Here is a 17,207-nt window from a genome sequence, read left to right as displayed (position 1 = left end):
ATCCATGTCTGGGTGAAATGAACAAAGCTGGGTACCAGTTGTTTACCGGCAGCATCGCTACGCTCGCACCCTTTGTTACCCGTCGCCACACCATCTCTCGGCGAAGCCGAGGGCAGTCGCCTACGGCGGCGCCCCGTCGCGCCCGACGCGCCGCCGCCCCGGTTACCGGATATCGGACCGGCGCATTACACTGTCCCACCGCGCCCCTATAGCTCAGTTGGTAGAGCTACGGACTTTTAATCCGCAGGTCGTAGGTTCGAGCCCTACTGGGGGCACCTTGTCGGGCGTCCGGTTCGAAACCGGGCGCCCGACCTCTCATCTCACCTCCGCGACACGCAGCAACCGCAGCAACCGCAACCGCGAAACACCACCCCACCGGCAGTGTTTCCCCTATTGTGTGCGCGTCCCCGCACACCAAACACCCTCGACAAACAGGTGGAGCTGATGACTTCCTTCGATGATTTGCTCTCCCAGGTACCCATCACTCAGATCGCCGAGAAGTTGGGCGTCGACGAGAACACCGCGACCACTGCCGTCAAGGCGGCCCTACCGACGCTGCTCGGCGGGCTACAGGCCAATACCGCCCAGCCGGAAGGCGCCGCCTCGTGGGCGGCAGCAGCAAGAGCGGAGGCATCGGCGGCGCGATCGGCGAGGCACTGACCAAGAACGCCGGCGGAGCCCTCGGTAATGTGCTCGGCGGGCTCTTCGGCGGCAAGCGCTGATACCCGTGCTTTCGACACTCCCGGTGTCGGCCCGGCACGAGCGTTTCGTTCGACCACCGGAGTTCCCACATCCAGGCGCTTTGTGTGATCGAGCACGCCGAGCTAACAACTCGGGGCGCACAGCGATAGTCCCCTCGCTGCGTGCCGAAGTCTTAGACTTGCCGCGGTTGCCGAGCGCCGACGAAGGCGTATGACGTGCATCACCAGGGCATCGATTGTCGGAAAGATGCGTTTCGCATCACACTTACGGTGCCGTAAGGTATGGCCGCATCGGCACGGTCTTACCTTGGGGGGACGACCTGCAAGAGCGCACGCACACATGAAGGGCATATGTATGGCAAGGGATCTGACTCAACTCGAGCTGCTCACGGAGTTGGAGCCGGTTGCCGAAGAAAACGTCAACCGGCACTTCGCGCTGGCAAAGGAATGGCATCCGCACGACTACGTCCCGTGGGATGAGGGCCGCAATTTCGCGGCACTCGGCGGGGTGGATTGGGATCCGGACCAGTCCCGGCTGAACGAGGTCGCGAAGGCGGCCATGATCACCAACCTGCTGACCGAGGACAACCTGCCCTCCTACCACCGTGAGATCGCCGAGAACTTCTCTCAGGACGGCGCATGGGGCACCTGGGTGGGTCGCTGGACCGCCGAGGAGAACCGCCACGGCATCGTGATGCGCGACTACCTGGTCGTGACTCGCGGCGTGGATCCGGTCGCGCTCGAAGAGGCGCGCATGATCCACATGACCAACGGGTTCGCCTCGCCGACCGAGGCCGACGCCGGCATCCTGCACTCGGTCGCGTACGTGACCTTCCAGGAACTCGCCACCCGGGTCAGCCACCGCAACACCGGCCGCGTCTGTGACGACCCGATCGCCGACCGCATGCTGCAGCGCGTCGCCGCCGACGAGAACCTGCACATGATCTTCTACCGCAATGTGTGCGGCGCGGCCCTGGATCTGTCACCTGACCAGTCCATCGAGGCGATCACGCTGATCCTGGAGAACTTCCAGATGCCCGGCGCAGGCATGCCCAACTTCCGCCGCAACGGCGTCCTGATGGCCAAGCACGGCATCTACGACCTGCGCCAGCACCTCGAGGAAGTGGTGCAGCCGGTGCTGAAGAAGTGGAACGTCTTCGAGCGCACCGACTTCACCCCCCGCGGTGAGGCGGTCCGCGATCGACTCGCCATCTTCCTGGAGAAGCTGGCGGGCGACGTGATCAAGTTCGAAGATCAGCGCGACCGCATGCTGGCCCGCGAGGCCAAGAAGCGCGAACTGGCCGGGGTCGCCGTGGGCTGATCCCACCCGAGAACAGCGCACCGAGCGCTGCTCCACTGACGTAGAACGCGCCGCCCTCCGGTTGACCGGAGGGCGGCGCGTTTATCTCCGGCTATCTCATTATCGGAATGCCGAGCTATTTCGTCGCGGCAGGCCCGCCGCCGACATCGGTGACCTTCAAATCCGAGTTCTTATCCAGCGTGACGTAATTTAAGTCACCATTGTCTGCGCGCCCGCCGGACTTCGCGCATTTGTCGAATTCACATTGACGAATACATTCACCTTGTAGCCGCTGCCCGTCCTGTTCCTTCGTTCGAGCTTCGGTCCGATCGCATCGCACTTGTTCGACAATTGACGAGCGGTATTCGCCTGGCTTCGCGACCCAGGAATTGATGTCCTGAGAATGACGGCCTCCTGATCACCGTCGAAACAATGCCGAATCCTCTGAAAATCCGGCCGCGAACCTCGACACTCGAGGTATAGGCGCCGAACGAGCGACGAAGAGCCGCGAAAGACGCGGTGCGCTCCAACGGCTCGATGACAACGCAGGAGGGTCGAGAATATGACCAGCACAGCGAAAGACGACGCCCCACTCGCGGGCAAGGTCGTCGCGATCACCGGCGGTGCGCGCGGTATCGGACGTGCCACCGCCGAGGCATTCCTCGCCGCCGGCGCCGCGGTCGCGATCGGCGACATCGACGTCGAATTGGTCTCGAAGACCGCGGCCGAACTCGGCGCCGACCCGGAAGCCAAGATCGTCGGACTGCCGCTGAACGTCACCGATCGGGCCTCGTTCGCCGCCTTCCTCGACACGGTGGACGGCGAACTCGGCCCGCTGGACGTATTGGTCAACAATGCGGGCATCATGCCGACCGGACTGTTCGCCGAGGAGGACGAGGCGATGACCGACCGGATCATCAACATCAACCTCAACGGAGTCATCCACGGCTCGCGGCTGGCCGTCAAGCGCTTCATGGACCGAGGCAGCGGCCATCTGATCAACATCGCCTCGTTGGCAGGCACCCAGGGCTTGCCGGGCCTTGCCACCTACTGCGCGACCAAGCACGCGGTGATCGGCTTCACCTCGGCGCTGCATCTGGAGATGAAGGAGCACGGCGTGCACGTCGGCGCGGTGCTGCCAGGCATCGTGCGCACCGAGCTGTCCGCCGGTGCGAATATGCCGAATTGGATCACACCGATGACCACGGTCGACCCCGAAGATGTCGCCGCGGCCGTCGTCAGATCGGTGCGGCAGCAGAAGCCGATGGTGACGGTGCCACGCAGACTCGCGGCCATCATCAAGTCCGCGCAGCTGATGCCCTACCGCGCGCAGCTCGCGGTAGCCCGATTCACCGGCGCGACGACCGCCTACACGCAACCAGACCCCGCGGTGCGGGAGATCTACCACCGACGGCTTCGCGGCGAATAGGCCCGCGCGCCTGCGGAGTCTGCGCCACGCACCAGCGGCCGGTGCGGCGCAGTCCACGTCACATCCCGCGGTTTGAGACACTGGTGGGCGTGACGATGACTACCGAGGCGAAGACCACGCTGCGGATCGGGCCGTATCCGGTCGATCCGCCGGTGGTGCTCGCGCCGATGGCGGGCATCACGAACCTGGCGTTCCGCAAGCTTTGCCGGGAATTCGGCAGCTCTACCTCGATATATGTCTGCGAGATGATCACGGCGCGTGCCGTGGTCGAGCGCAACGAGAAGACGCTGCACATGATGTCCTTCGACGAGGACGAGCACCCGCGCTCCATGCAGCTCTACGGCGTAGACCCCGAGACCCTCGGCGAGGCTGTCCGGATCATCGTCGGCGAGGGCTGGGCCGACCACATCGACCTCAACCTCGGCTGCCCGGTACCGAAGGTCACTCGGCTCGGTGGCGGCGCCGCGCTGCCCTACAAGCGCGCCCTGTTCAGCAGAATCGTGCGGGCCATGGTCAGCGGTGCCGAACCAGCGGGCGTTCCGGTGACGGTGAAATTCCGCATCGGTATCGACGATGATCACCTGACCTACCTCGACGCGGGTCGCATCGCCGAGGCCGAGGGCGCCAAGGCCGTCGCGCTGCACGCTCGCACGGCCGCACAGCGGTATTCGGGCCAGGCCGACTGGAGCGCCATCGCCAGGCTCAAGGAAGCCGTGCGGACGATCCCAGTGCTCGGCAACGGCGATATCTTCTCGGCCGCCGACGCCGTCCGGATGATGGACGAAACCGGTTGCGACGGTGTCGTAGTCGGCCGCGGCTGCCTCGGGAGGCCGTGGCTGTTCGGCGAACTTCAGGCGGCGCTGCGCGGTGAGCCGCTCCCGGAGGCACCGGACCTCGGCCGCGTCGGCGAGGTGCTCTACCGGCATGCCGCACTGCTGTCGGAGCACCTCGGTGAGGACAAGGCGATGCGCGACCTGCGCAAGCACATGGCGTGGTACCTGATGGGCTTCCCGGTCGGCGCCGATCTACGCCGGTCCTTCGCCACGGTGTCGCAGCTGACCCAGTTGCGGGATCTGATAGGCCAACTCGATCCGGACGCACCGTTCCCGAAGGATGCCGAGGGGCCGCGCGGACGACAGGGCTCGCCGGGCAAGGTCGCGTTGCCGCACGGCTGGCTCGACGATCCTGACGATCCCGCCGTGCCGGAGGGCGCGGATCTGATGCACAGCGGCGGCTGATTTCCGCAGCTCGCAGACCATGCGAAACACCCATGTGGCCTATTCGATGTCGTACTGGGCTGGCTCGTTGTGGCGGAATCGTTATCATTGGCGGAATCGGTCATGCCGGGCGAACAAGACCCGGCGGCGATAAGCCAGGTGGCGTAGACGAAAAGTGAGGTTCGTTGGTGGGTGACGATCGGCACGGGCGTTCGCCACGGCCCGGAGATCGCGCCCCGTGGGAGCGCTATCCCACGGGGGATGACCCCGAACGAGACGACTCGCGGGCGGCCCGGCGGTCCAGGCATACCGATAACGACTCGGAGTCCGGCTCGGCACCGCTGACGGTCCAGGATCTCGTCCAGAAGGTCGACAACGAACGCGGCGGCCGCAGGCGCAGGGCGGCAGCCGCCCCCGAAGGCGACGCGGCGCAGGGCGGCCGCTCCGCCCGGCGTCCCGATGCCGCACGCCCCGCCGACAGCGCGCCGTCGCGCGAACCCGGCACTCCGCAAGCGCGGCCCGCCGGCAGTGCTCCGCAGCGACCGACAGAATCCCCCGCGGGCCGGCCCCCCGCCCGGCGCCGCCCCGCGCAGTCTCCCGTCGTCGACGACATCGCCGGCACACCGTCCGCTCGCCCCACCAAAGGCCGACGCCCGACCGATGACACCAGGCGATCGGCCTCGGCCACACCGGGCGCCCAGGACCCACCTGAGGCCGTAACCGACATCATCCCGCCGGTCTCCGAGCCCACCAAGACCAAACGCCGCACAGCGGGATGGCCGACCACCGAATCCAAGGCCGATCGGCCATCGCAACCGAAGTCTGTCGGCAAACCGCCGCTGTCGCGGCTCGCGGCAGGCCGGGCACGCCGCGCCAAGCGGCTGCGGGTCGTAGGGCGCGTCACCCTCGCGATGTTCGCGGTGCTCACGCTGCTGGTCACCGGTGGCGGCTGGAGCTATCTGCATGCGACCGCCAATGGCTTCACCCAGGTCAACGCGATCGAAGACCACCCTGACGACGTCGTCGACTCCGACGCTCAGCTCGGCGACGAGAACTTCCTGCTCATCGGCACCGATACCAGGGCAGGCGTCAACGCTGATGTCGGTGCGGGTTCCACCGACGACGCCGAGGGCGCACGCGCGGACACCCTCATGCTGGTGAACATCCCCAAGAACCGCTCACGAGTGGTCGTGGTGTCGTTTCCCCGCGACCTCGACGTCACCCGGCCGCAGTGCAACGGCTGGGACAACGAAAAGGTCCAGTACACCGACGAGACCTTCCCCTCGGCCTCCGGTGACAAGCTCAACGCCGTTTACGCGCTCGGCGGACCCAAGTGCCTGGTGAACGTGATCAGGAAGATGACGGGCATCAGCATCGGCCACTTCATCAGCATCGACTTCGCCGGGTTCGAGGCCATGGTCGACCAGATCGGCGGCGTGGAAGTGTGCGCGACGAAGCCGATCAACGACGAGATTCTCGGCACCGTCCTCGAGTCCGCGGGTAAGCAGCGCATCAGCGGCCAGACCGCACTCAACTACGTGCGGGCCAGGCACGTCTATGGCGAGGAACGCAGCGACTACGACCGCATCAACCGGCAGCAGCGGTTCCTCGCCTCCTTGCTGCGCGGTGCGCTGTCGGGCAAGGTGCTCTTCGATCCCGGCAAGCTGCGTGGCTTCATCGACGCATTCACCAAGCACACCTGGGTGGACCGGGTCGACACGAACGACCTGCTGACGCTCGGCCGCTCACTACAGAAGGTCGACGCGGGCGCGGTGACGTTCCTGACCATTCCGACGGCGGGAACCACCACCTACGGCAACGAGATTCCCCGCGAGTCCGATATCAAGGCGATCTTCAACGCGGTCCGTGACGACCGGCCGCTGCCCGGCGAGAAGAAGGTGACCCCGGCCCCCGGCTCGATCCCTTCGGCTCCGCCGACGCCGCCCAAGCTGATCGCGGTGGATCCGAGCACGGTGTCGCTGCTCGTTTCCAACGGCTCGACCACCGCGGGCGTTGCGAACAAGGCGGCCACCAAACTGGGCAACGAAGGCTTCCAGATCTACAACACCGGCAACTACTCCGGCGGTAACTCGGAGCTGACCTCCAAGGTCCGCTACGGGACCGGGCACGAAGCCGAAGCGGCCACGGTGGCCAGTTCGCTGCCGGGCGCGTCGATCGAGCTGTCGAGCGATCTCGGCGGCATCGTCGAGGTCGTGATCGGTGCCGACTACGCGGGCACCGTGCGCACCCCGACATTGGTCGGTGATCCGATCTCCAACGTCCCCGTCAGCTCATCGGCGAGTAGCACGCCGGTCGCACTGCCGTCGGACCTCGAACACGTCAACGCCGCCGACGACACCTGCAAGTAGCCCACCCGCTCTCAGCTGCGGCAACGCCGACGCAAATGACTGGCACCGGCCATTAACCCGCTGTTGGTGACTCGGTCAGCGCGGGACGCTAGGGTCTGGTTTCATGCGTGTCATCTACAACGAGCAAATGGCCGATCTTGCCCACCTGCTGGGCGAGATGGCCGGCCTGGCGGGTTCGGCCATGGACCGGGCCACTCAGTCACTGCTCCAGGCCGACCTCGGCCTTGCCGAGTCGGTGATCACCGAATCCGACCGGATCGCCGACCTGATCCAGGACGCCGAAGAGAAGGCGTTTGCCCTGCTCGCGCTGCAGGCGCCCGTCGCGGGCGATCTGCGGCAGGTGGTCAGTGCCATCCAGATCGTCGCCGACGTGAACCGGATGGGCGCGCTGGCCCTGCACGTCGCGAAGGTCACCCGGCGCCGCCATCCCAACCACGCCTTGCCGGAATCGGTCAACGGCTACTTCGCCGAAATGGGCCGCATCGCGGTGAACATGGGCGCGGGCGCCAAAGAGGTGCTCGAGACCCGTGATCCGGAGCGCGCGGCGCAGCTCAACCAGGACGACGAGGCCATGGACGATCTACATCGTCACCTTTTCACGCTGCTGATGGATCGCGACTGGAAGTACGGCGTCGCCGCGGCCGTCGATGTGACCCTGCTCGGCCGCTATTACGAGCGCTTCGCCGACCATGCCGTAGAGATCGGTCGCCGCGTCATCTTCCTCGTCACCGGCGTGCTGCCGCCGGACCCTGACACCGAATCATGAAAAAAGGCCCGCGCTGTAGCGCGGGCCTTTTTTGTTGTCCCTGATTATCCGAAGCGCCCGGAGATGTAGTCCTCCGTCGCCTTCTGACCCGGGTTGGAGAAGATCTTCTCGGTGTCGTCGATCTCGATCAGCTTGCCCGGCTTGCCCTGGGCCTCCAGGTTGAAGAAGCCGGTCTGGTCACTCACACGCGCGGCCTGCTGCATGTTGTGGGTGACGATGACGATGGTGAATTCCTTCTTCAGCTCGGTGATCAGGTCCTCGATCGCCAGGGTCGAGATCGGGTCCAGTGCCGAACACGGCTCGTCCATCAGCAGCACGTCGGGCGAGACCGCGATCGCACGCGCGATGCACAGTCGCTGCTGCTGACCACCGGAGAGGCCGCCGCCCGGCTTGTCGAGCCGGTCCTTGACCTCGTTCCAGAGGTTGGCGCCGCGCAGCGAGCGCTCGGCGACCTCGTCGAGTTCCTTCTTGTTGCGCACGCCCTGCAACTTCAGTCCGGCAACCACGTTGTCGCGAATCGACATGGTGGGGAACGGGTTCGGCCGCTGGAACACCATGCCGATGGTGCGGCGCACCCCTACCGGGTCGATCTGCGAGCCGTAGATGTCCTCGCCGTCCAGCAGCACGGCACCCTCGACGCGAGCGTTCGGGGTGACCTCGTGCATCCGATTGAGCGAACGCAGCACGGTGGACTTACCGCAACCCGACGGGCCGATGAAGGCGGTCACGCTGCGCGGAAGTACCGACAGCTCGACTTCGGCAACCGCATGGAATTTGCCGTAGTAGATATTCAGGTCTTTGACGTCGATCCGCTTGGCCATCTGAGTATCCGTTCGCTTATCGGTTCCGCGTGAGCAGCTTGTTGACGACCGCCGCGGCCAGGTACAGCAGCGCGATGATCAGGATCAGCGTCAGCGCCGCACCCCAGACCCGCAGTCGGCCCGCCGGTTCCGGGTTCGACAGCTCTTGGTAGATCAGCAGCGGCAGCGAGGCCATATTGCCGTCGAAGAGGTTGGTGTTGATCGACTTGCTGTAGCCGACGAGCACGAGCACCGGCGCCGTCTCGCCCATCACGCGGGCGAGGGCGAGCAGGATGCCGCTGAGCATGCCGGGCAGCGCGGTCGGCACGACGATCCGCAGGATCGTCTTCCACTTCGGGATGCCGAGCGCGTAGGACGCCTCGCGCAATTCGTCGGGCACCAGCTTCAGCATTTCCTCCGTGCTGCGCACCACCACCGGCAACATCAGCAGCACCAATGCCAGAGACACCGCGAAGGCGCTCTGCGGGAAGCCGAGTGTGGCGATCCACAGCGCGAAGATGAACAGCGCCGCGACGATGGACGGCACGCCCGCGAGGATGTCCACCATGAAGGTGGTGGTCTTGGCCAGCCAGCCGCTGCCGTATTCGACAAGGTAGACCGCGGCCATGATGCCGAGCGGCACCGCGATGACCGCGGCGACCGCGGTCTGCACGACGGTGCCGTAGATAGCGTGATAGACCCCGCCCGCGAACTGGTCGGGCAGCACGCCCTTCTGCGAATTCTCCCACCAGTTCAGGGAGATGATCGCCTCGAAGCCCTTGCTCACCACCATGAACAGGACCCACACCAGCGGCACGAGCGCGATGGCGAAGCAGGCCCAGACCACACCGGTCGCGAGGTTGTTGCGGATCCGGCGGCCCGCGCTCACATGACGGAAGGTCGGCGCCTTGATCGGCTTGTCGAGTGTCGTGGTGGTCATTATCCGTTCACCCTTCCACCGGCCACAAGACGTGCGAGCGCGTTGACGACGAAGGTCAGCGCGAACAATACGAAGCCGGCCGCGATATAGGCGCCGGTCGGCAGCGGCGAGCTGAATTCCGAAGCGGCGGAGGCGATCTTGGAAGCGAAGGTGAAGCCACCGTCGAACAGCGACCAGTGCCCTGCCTGCGCGGAGGTCCGCAGCACAAGCAGCACCGCGATCGTTTCACCGAGTGCGCGACCGAGGCCGAGCATGGACCCCGCGATGACACCGCTGCGGCCGTAGGGCAGCACCGTCATCCGCACCATCTCCCACTTCGTCGCACCGAGGGCGTGCGCGGCCTCGATGTGCGCGGCCGGAGTCAGGTTGAAGACCTCACGGGAGACCGAGGTGATGATCGGCAGGATCATCACCGCGAGCACCACACCGGCGGTGAAGATCGTGCCACCGCCGGCGATCGTCACGTTGCCGTCGGAGAACAGGAAGAACCAGCCGAGGTTCCTGTTGAGGAACGTCTCCACCGGCTCCAACTGGGGCGCCAGCACGAGCACGCCCCAGAGGCCGAAGACGATCGAAGGCACCGCGGCGAGCAGATCGATGAGCATCGCGAACGGGCGCGCCATCTGCTTCGGCGAGTAATGAGTCAAGAACAGCGCGATGCCGACGCCGATGGGCACCGCGATCACCAACGCGAGCATCGAGCTCAGCACCGTGACCATGAGCAGGTCACGGATGCCGAAGCGCAGATTGTCGGCGTTATTGGTGACGAACTCCGTACTTGTGAAGAAGTTCGCCTCGTTCGCCATGACCGAGGGCCACGCGCGGATCAGCAGGAACAGTGCGATCAGCGCGATGGCGGCGACAATGGTGGCACCGGCGGCCGTGGCAAGCGACCGAAAGATGATCTCGGCCCGCTGGCTGTGGGCAGGACGAACCTTCTTGACCGGTTCGGTGCTCGGTTCACTCGGCATAAGGGAAGTATCTCCAGCCGCCCGCGGGCCCGTCGAGTCCGACGAGCCCGCAGCGGTCACCTCAGGTTGCACGGTCATGGCTATGCGATCAGGAGATGGCGTTGATCGCCGTGGTCAGCTTGGTCTTGAACTTGTCCGGGATCGGGATGTAACCGCTCTCGTCAAGGCCCTTCTGGCCGTTGGTTGTCGCCGAGGTCAGGAAGGCCCTGACCGCCTTCGCGGTGTCGGCGTCGGCGTACTTCGAGCACACCACCTCGTAGGTCGGCAGGATGATCGGGTACGCGCCCGCTTCGACCGGCTTGTAGAACGAGCTGGTGTCGAGCACGAGGTCATTGCCCTCGCCCTCGAGCTTCACGCTGTCGATGGCCTTGCCCGCGGAGGCGACGGTCAGCTTGACCGGATCCTTGCTTGCCGAGGTGACGATCTGCGCGATGGACAGGTTCTGCGACTTCGCGAACGACCACTCGTTGTAGGTGATCGAGTTCTTGGTGCTCTTGATCGCGGCCGAGGTGCCCTCGTTGCCCTTCGCGCCCTCACCGACACCGCCCGCGAAGACCTTGCCCGAGCCCTTGGCCCATGCGCCGTCGGACGCGGCGTCGAGGTAGAGCTGGAAGTTGTCGGTGGTGCCGGACTCATCGCTGCGGAAGATCACGGCGATCTTGTCCGAGGGGAGCTTGGCGTTCGGGTTCAGCGCCTTGATCTCCGGCGCGTCCCAGGTGGTGACGGTGCCGTTGAAGACCTTGGCCGCCGTCGGGCCGTCGAGCACGAGGTCGGTGACGCCGTCGATGTTGTAGGTCACGGCGATCGGGCCGAAGACGGTCGGCAGGTTCCACGCCGGGGCGCCGCAACGCTCCTGAGCCTTGGCAGGCTCTTCCTTCTTGGCGCTCAGCGGCGAATCGGAGCCACCGAAGTCGGTCTGGCCGCCGATGAATTCGTTGACACCGGCACCCGAACCGCTCGAGGTGTAGTTCAGGGTGTTGCCATCGCAGTTCGCCTCATAGGCCGCGATGAAACGCTCCATGGCGTTCTTCTGCGCGGACGAACCACTGGCCTTGAGGGCCTTCTTGCCACCACAGGCGACGCTGGTGTTCGCGGCGTTGCTGGTGTCACTTGTCGACGAGTTGTCGTCGCTGCCACAGGCGGCGAGAGTCATCGCGCCGACGGCGAGCACGCCGACGAAGGCGCTGCTGCGCTTGAAGTTCACTATTCCTCCGGGGAATCACGTCCGACACGCCCGGTCCCTCACCGGCCCGGGCGGGTGTTGTGGTGCCGTTCGCGAGGAACCAGCGCACCAGGCAGCTTCGCCGCCCACAAGTAACGTAGATTCGCACGGTTGACAGTTGGACCAGGCTGGGTGAACGTGAAGTGAACAGCCTGGCGCGATTGAGGCCCGATGCGTGTGACATTTGCCGCAGTGTTACTCGGGTAACTCCCACGAGCTGCTTTTATTCAGTCCCTGGCCGCGTAGGCGACGTCGATATGCGCGGGGGCGAAGCCGAGCCGCGTGTAGGTGTGCACTGCCGCGGTGTTGTCGGCCTCGGTGTAGAGCAGCACCTCGGCGAGTTCACGATCGCGCAGGTAACGCAGGCCCGCGAGGGTGAGCAGGCGGCCGAGTCCTCGCCCCTGCGCCGCGGGATCGATGGCGACCACGTACACCTCGCCGATGGCCGGATCCTCGTCGTAATGCACCTTGGTCCAATGGAATCCGAGCACCCGACCGGAATCCGCGACATCGGCCGCGATGAACAGGCCCGCCGGATCGAACCACGACTCCTTGCGACGGGCCTCGATATCGCGCTCGGTCCAGCCGCCCTGCTCCGGATGCCAGGCGAAGGCGGCGTTGTTCACGCGCAGCAACTCGGCGTCGTCGTCCGGGCCGGAATAGGTGCGTAGCACGATCCCTTCCTGGACAGCCAGTTCGGGTAGCTCCGGTGTTGCCAAGGTGCGACGCATCTGCCACAACTCGCGCGCGGTCACCAGCGAAAGGCGGTTCGCGACAGCCTGCGCGGACGGCCGATTCCCGTGCGCCCAGATCCGCGTTCCCCGTCCGCCTTCGGCGAGCGCGGCGGTGACGAGCTCGGTACCGATGCCATTGCCGCGAGCGGCGGGGTCGACCGCGACCTCCGCCATTGCCGGATGATTACCGTGTGCGGGAACAAGATTCGCGTATCCCGCGATCTCGCCGTCGCGCAGGGCGATCAGGTGCCTCGCGGTATCGGCGGCGCTCAACGACAGCACGGCCTGTTCGGAGATCGGGGCGACACCGTCGGCGGTGGTGACACGGTCGAGCAGTGCACGCACCGACCGTGCGGCGTCGGCTTCGACCCGCTCGGCGAAGATCACTGCTGCACGGAACCGTTCACGGGCGCGAGCGGAGCTTCCTCGATACCCTCGGTCTCGCCCTCCTGCGGCGCAACCGGCTCACCCTTGGTCGCTGACCTGGACGGGCGCACCGCCTTGTAGCCGACATTGCGCACGGTGCCGATCAGCGACTCGTATTCGGTGCCGAGCTTGGCGCGCAGGCGACGCACGTGCACGTCGACCGTGCGGGTACCGCCGAAGAAGTCGTAGCCCCACACCTCTTGGAGCAGCTGGGCCCTGGTGAACACCCGGCCCGCGTGCTGCGCGAGATACTTGAGCAGCTCGAATTCCTTATAGGTGAGATCGAGCGGGCGACCACGCAGTCGCGCGGTGTAGGTGCCCTCATCGATCACCAACTCGCCGAGGGTGATCTTGCCGGTGTTCTCCGGGCTCGCCGCACCACCGTTGCGGCCGACCAGCAGCCGCAAGCGGGCGTCCAGCTCGGCAGGCCCGGTGCCGGGCAGCAGAATGTCGTCGAGGCCCCAATCGGCATTCACCGCCACCAGACCGCCCTCGGTGAGCACAGCGACAACGGGCACCGACGAACCGGTGCTCCCGAGCAGCCGGCACAGACCGCGCGCGGCGGCCAGGTCGATGCGCGCGTCGACGAGTGCCACATCCGCGGTGCCTGCCTCCAGCAGGGACGCCACCTCGGTCGGCACCGGACGCACATTGTGCGCAAGCAGCGCGAGCGAAGGCAGTACCGACTCGGGGTTGGGGTCGGAGGTCAACAGGAGCAGCTCCACAAGCCCTCCTCCCATCTCGTAGCTCCGACGACAACAGCAGTAACCGCCGAAGCCACATCGCTAATCACAGGTAATCGAATGCAACATTAGCGTGTCGATGCCGATGACCACGCGTTCCGGGTACGCGTGCTGCGCTGAGAGACACCAAACAGCCTTGAAAACGCGACAACAGATATCGTGCGGACATGGGTAACTCACCGGGTACGCCCAAAACCCGGCAATACACTCGACCGCAGGTCTGGTACGACACTGTCGAGGCACCAACGACCGGCAATAGACGCGGAGAGGCGGGCTGGCCATGCGAAAGCTGATTATCGGACTGCTGGTTCTCGCGGGACTGGCGGTCATCGTCGATTTCGGCGCCGCCGCTTACTCCGAGTATCGCGTCTCACGCGCTCTGCGTGAGGGCGGCGACCTCATCGCGGATCCCGAGGTAACCATCCACGGTTTCCCGTTCTTGGCCCAGGCCGTCAACGGTCGCTTCCAGAACGTCGACATCCGCGCACGGATCCTGCGCCAGGACATCCCCGGCGAGATCTCGGCCGAGGCGACGCTGACCGGAGTGCACCTGCCGCTCGGCGATCTCGTCGACGGCAACGTGCGCCGCGTTCCGGTGGAACGGGTCGAGGGACGGATGCGCCTCGAGCCGACCGAACTGGGCAGGCTGTTCAAAATTCCGGACCTGCAAGTACATTCGCGACCTGCGGACAAATCCGACGGAACAGGCGGATCGGGCGGATCCGGGATGACAACGGCCGGCGCGCTGGTGCTCACCGGAACCCTGCCGGGCACGCCTGTCGCATCTGCCAGGGCCGGCGCCCCGCTCGGCGGTGACAAGGTGAGCATTCAGGCGGATCTGTTGGTGGAGGGTGATCAGGTCCGGATCATCGCGACCGGTTTCTACAAGGGCACCGGCACCGAGACCACCCCGACCGCGGTCATCCCGGAAGCCGATCGGCCCGCGGTGTTGGAGCGTTTCACCCGTACCATCGATACCAAGGAATTGCCGTTCGGATTGCGGCCGACAAAGGTCTCCGCGCAGGGCGGACAGATCGTTGTCGAGGGCAAAGGTGACAATGTGACGATCGACCTCGACCAATTGCAGCGGCCATGATCGAAATCACAATTCTCGTAGTGATAGTGCTTGCCGCATTGGCGGTCGGCACGCTGCTGCGGCGCAGGGACGGCAAGCTGCGTGCCGCGGACGCGGTCGAGCCGACCGAATCGGCACGCTCCGAATTGCTCGTCGCCGCGGGAGCGACCGGCTCGGGTCCGGCGATTCTGCACTTCTCCGCGGACTGGTGCGGTCCGTGCGCGGCCGTACGCCGGGTGGTCGCGGGCGTGGCCGAGGGTCTCGCAGACGCACCGAACCCGCCGCTGGATATCGAGATCGATATCGACGCCGAACCAACGCTGGCACGAGAGCTCAACGTGCTCTCGTTGCCGACCACCTTCGTCTTCGACAGGGAAGGCAGGGAGCGCTTCCGTATCTCCGGCGTCCCGAAGACCGCCGATCTACACACCGCGCTCGAGCCATTGACGGTGTAAAAATCGGGTCTGAAATGGCTTGATAGTCCGTGTGACGAACCCGGGGTCCAATTCTCCTTCCGAACCGGGTAAACTCTTTTTCGTGCAAGCCAACCACGAGCTGATGCTCACCCGACGCCGCACAGTTGACCTGTGTCGCCTCGGTGGTTGTTGCTGCCTGTGCCGCTGACCGGTCGGCCCGTTCAGATTTCCTGACGCCGACCTTTGTCCGCCGTGTGAGTGATCTCGTTGATCCCCCGGCGAACTGGCAATTTTTCCAGCCAACAGAGTCATTCAGCGCAGGAGTACGCATAATGTCCGCCGAAATCCGTAACACTGCCACCAGGCAAGCCATTCCAGCCAATTCTGTCGACGTTCGTGGCCCGCGCTTCGCCGCGTGGATTACCACGGCCGTCCTCGTCGTCGTGCTGATTACCGCCGCCTTCTCCACCGCGGCCGCCGCCGTGCTCATCGCGATCCAAGCGGTGGTCTTCGCGATCGGCAGCGCGACCGGTCCTCGGCGCAGCCCCTACGGTCGGATCTACGCCGCGCTCGTCGCACCGCGCGTCGGCCCGCCGACCGAAACCGAACCCGCGGAACCGCTGCGGTTCGCCCAATTACTCGGCCTGATTTTCAGTGCCGTCAGCCTGCTGGGTTTCCTGGCCGGCGCCTCCGTAGTCGGCGCGGTGTTCGCCGGCTTCGCCCTGTTCGCGGCATTCCTGAACGCGGCGTTCGGGATCTGCCTCGGTTGCCGGATCTATCCGCTGGTAACCCGTTTCCGCCGGACCCCCGCACCGGCTTCGAACTGACACCGCAAGTCACCACCCCCGAAAGGAACAACATGGCCCGCTCCGATGTCCTGGTCCCCGTTGACTGGGCCGAAGAGAACCTCAACGCCCCCGGCGTCGTCTTCGTCGAGGTAGACGAGGACACCTCCGCCTACGACGGCGGCCACATCGAGGGTGCTGTCCGGCTCGACTGGAAGAAGGACCTGCAGGATCAGGTTCGTCGCGACTTCGTGAACCAGGAGCAGTTCTCCGACCTGCTCTCGGCCCGCGGCATCGCGAACGACGACGAGGTTGTGCTCTACGGCGGCAACAACAACTGGTTCGCCGCGTACGCGTACTGGTACTTCAAGCTCTACGGCCACAACAACGTCAAGCTGCTCGACGGTGGACGTAAGAAGTGGGAGCTCGACGGCCGCCCGCTTTCGCGTGACGGCGTCAGCCGCCCGGCCACCCAGTACAAGGCCGCCGCGCCCGACCTGACCATCCGCGCCTTCCGCGACGAGGTCATCGCCGCCATCGGCGCCAAGAACCTGGTCGACGTGCGCTCGCCCGACGAGTTCTCCGGCAAGATCCTGGCCCCCGCCCACCTGCCGCAGGAGCAGAGCCAGCGTCCCGGCCACATCCCCAGCGCGATCAACGTGCCGTGGAGCAAGGCCGCGAACGAGGACGGCACCTTCAAGTCCGACGACGAGCTGACCGAGATCTACGCCGAGGCGGGCCTGGACGGTTCCAAGGACACCATCGCCTACTGCCGCATCGGTGAGCGTTCCTCGCACACCTGGTTCGTGCTGCAGGAGCTGCTCGGCCACCAGAATGTCAAGAACTACGACGGGAGCTGGACCGAGTACGGCTCCCTCGTCGGTGCACCTATCGAGTTGGGAGCCTGATCAACATGTGCGCAGCACCTACCCAGGGCCAGGCCATTCCTGCCGGAGTCGATGTCGAGAAGGAAACGGTCATCACCGGCCGCGTCCTGAGCACCGACGGCCAGCCCGTCGGCGGCGCGTTCGTGCGCCTGCTCGATGGCAATGGCGATTTCACCGCTGAGGTCGTCGCCTCGGGCACCGGTGACTTCCGGTTCTTCGCCGCCCCGGGCGCATGGACCGTGCGGGCGCTCTCCTCGGCCGGCAACGGCACCGCGGAGATCCGCCCCGACGGCGCTGGTATCCACCCCGTCGACGTCGCCGTCGCGAAGTAATAGCTGAAGCCGCGTAAGCGGCCATGAACCGCCAACGGCCTCGGCGTTTCCCCGAATTCACAGGGAAGCTCCGGGGCCGTTGTGCTGGGCGGCG

Annotated in this window: 17 protein-coding genes and 1 tRNA gene; 12 read left to right on the top strand and 6 right to left on the bottom strand. The window is 65.7% G+C overall.

What is annotated here, in order from left to right; genetic code table 11:
- Positions 1–202 precede the first annotated feature (202 nt).
- The 7 genes from ACLMAJ_RS30680 to phoU all read left to right on the top strand — a co-directional run bounded on the left by ACLMAJ_RS30680 (position 203) and on the right by phoU (position 7,782).
- Positions 203–275, top strand: a tRNA-Lys gene (locus tag ACLMAJ_RS30680).
- Between the two features lie 169 nt (positions 276–444).
- Positions 445–660 carry a DUF937 domain-containing protein gene (locus ACLMAJ_RS30675; RefSeq protein ID WP_412017345.1) on the top strand — a complete coding sequence of 72 codons (216 nt, stop codon included), beginning with the start codon at positions 445–447 and terminating at the stop codon, positions 658–660.
- A gap of 396 nt (positions 661–1,056) precedes the next feature.
- Positions 1,057–2,022, top strand: a complete 966-nt coding sequence (locus ACLMAJ_RS30670) for an acyl-ACP desaturase (protein ID WP_412017344.1) — start codon at positions 1,057–1,059, stop codon at positions 2,020–2,022.
- A 541-nt stretch (positions 2,023–2,563) separates the two neighbouring features.
- Positions 2,564–3,430 carry an SDR family oxidoreductase gene (locus ACLMAJ_RS30665; protein ID WP_412017343.1) on the top strand — a complete coding sequence of 289 codons (867 nt, stop codon included), beginning with the start codon at positions 2,564–2,566 and terminating at the stop codon, positions 3,428–3,430.
- Between the two features lie 95 nt (positions 3,431–3,525).
- Complete coding sequence (gene dusB / locus ACLMAJ_RS30660; protein WP_412017482.1) at positions 3,526–4,668, top strand: tRNA dihydrouridine synthase DusB; 1,143 nt, start codon at positions 3,526–3,528, stop codon at positions 4,666–4,668.
- A gap of 167 nt (positions 4,669–4,835) precedes the next feature.
- A complete protein-coding gene (locus tag ACLMAJ_RS30655; protein WP_412017342.1) occupies positions 4,836–7,016 on the top strand; it encodes an LCP family glycopolymer transferase in 2,181 nt (726 codons plus the stop codon).
- Positions 7,017–7,119: 103 nt separating this feature from the next.
- Positions 7,120–7,782 (top strand): phosphate signaling complex protein PhoU, encoded by a 663-nt coding sequence (phoU, locus tag ACLMAJ_RS30650; protein ID WP_412017341.1) that lies wholly within the window; start codon positions 7,120–7,122, stop codon positions 7,780–7,782.
- A 44-nt stretch (positions 7,783–7,826) separates the two neighbouring features.
- Here phoU and pstB read toward each other — a convergent pair whose 3' ends face one another.
- The 6 genes from pstB to ACLMAJ_RS30620 form a co-directional block, all read right to left on the bottom strand.
- Positions 7,827–8,603, bottom strand: a complete 777-nt coding sequence (pstB, locus tag ACLMAJ_RS30645; RefSeq protein ID WP_412017340.1) for a phosphate ABC transporter ATP-binding protein PstB — start codon at positions 8,601–8,603, stop codon at positions 7,827–7,829.
- A 16-nt stretch (positions 8,604–8,619) separates the two neighbouring features.
- Complete coding sequence (gene pstA, locus ACLMAJ_RS30640) at positions 8,620–9,522, bottom strand: phosphate ABC transporter permease PstA (RefSeq protein ID WP_412017339.1); 903 nt, start codon at positions 9,520–9,522, stop codon at positions 8,620–8,622.
- Positions 9,522–10,493 (bottom strand): phosphate ABC transporter permease subunit PstC, encoded by a 972-nt coding sequence (pstC, locus tag ACLMAJ_RS30635; RefSeq protein WP_412017338.1) that lies wholly within the window; start codon positions 10,491–10,493, stop codon positions 9,522–9,524. Before pstC ends, pstA begins: the two co-directional genes overlap by 1 nt.
- Before the next feature lie 88 nt (positions 10,494–10,581).
- Complete coding sequence (pstS, locus tag ACLMAJ_RS30630) at positions 10,582–11,697, bottom strand: phosphate ABC transporter substrate-binding protein PstS (RefSeq protein ID WP_412017337.1); 1,116 nt, start codon at positions 11,695–11,697, stop codon at positions 10,582–10,584.
- 245 nt (positions 11,698–11,942) lie between these two features.
- Positions 11,943–12,836, bottom strand: a complete 894-nt coding sequence (gene mshD, locus ACLMAJ_RS30625; protein WP_412017335.1) for a mycothiol synthase — start codon at positions 12,834–12,836, stop codon at positions 11,943–11,945.
- Positions 12,833–13,600, bottom strand: a complete 768-nt coding sequence (locus ACLMAJ_RS30620) for a winged helix-turn-helix transcriptional regulator (RefSeq protein WP_412017334.1) — start codon at positions 13,598–13,600, stop codon at positions 12,833–12,835. The genes mshD and ACLMAJ_RS30620 overlap by 4 nt, the downstream gene beginning before the upstream one ends.
- 298 nt (positions 13,601–13,898) lie before the next feature.
- Here ACLMAJ_RS30620 and ACLMAJ_RS30615 point away from each other — a divergent pair, with 298 nt between their 5' ends.
- The 5 genes from ACLMAJ_RS30615 (at position 13,899) to ACLMAJ_RS30595 (ending at position 17,113) form a co-directional block, all read left to right on the top strand.
- Positions 13,899–14,714 (top strand): LmeA family phospholipid-binding protein, encoded by an 816-nt coding sequence (locus ACLMAJ_RS30615; RefSeq protein WP_412017333.1) that lies wholly within the window; start codon positions 13,899–13,901, stop codon positions 14,712–14,714.
- Entirely contained in the window at positions 14,711–15,148 is a 438-nt protein-coding gene (locus tag ACLMAJ_RS30610) for a thioredoxin family protein (RefSeq protein ID WP_412017332.1), read from the top strand. The genes ACLMAJ_RS30615 and ACLMAJ_RS30610 overlap by 4 nt, the downstream gene beginning before the upstream one ends.
- Before the next feature lie 293 nt (positions 15,149–15,441).
- Entirely contained in the window at positions 15,442–15,936 is a 495-nt protein-coding gene (locus ACLMAJ_RS30605) for a DUF4395 domain-containing protein (RefSeq protein WP_412017331.1), read from the top strand.
- A gap of 32 nt (positions 15,937–15,968) precedes the next feature.
- Positions 15,969–16,802: a sulfurtransferase gene (locus ACLMAJ_RS30600; RefSeq protein ID WP_412017330.1), complete on the top strand. Its 834-nt coding sequence runs from the start codon at positions 15,969–15,971 to the stop codon at positions 16,800–16,802.
- A 5-nt stretch (positions 16,803–16,807) separates the two neighbouring features.
- Positions 16,808–17,113, top strand: a complete 306-nt coding sequence (locus ACLMAJ_RS30595; protein WP_412017329.1) for a DUF1416 domain-containing protein — start codon at positions 16,808–16,810, stop codon at positions 17,111–17,113.
- The last annotated feature ends 94 nt before the right edge of the window (positions 17,114–17,207 follow it).

Origin of the sequence: Nocardia arseniciresistens (genome assembly GCF_046764875.1) — a bacterium.
Taxonomy (GTDB): Bacteria; Actinomycetota; Actinomycetes; order Mycobacteriales; family Mycobacteriaceae; genus Nocardia; species Nocardia arseniciresistens.
The sequence above is the reverse complement of the archived record's forward strand: the minus strand, read 5'-3'. Positions and strand labels throughout refer to the sequence as shown.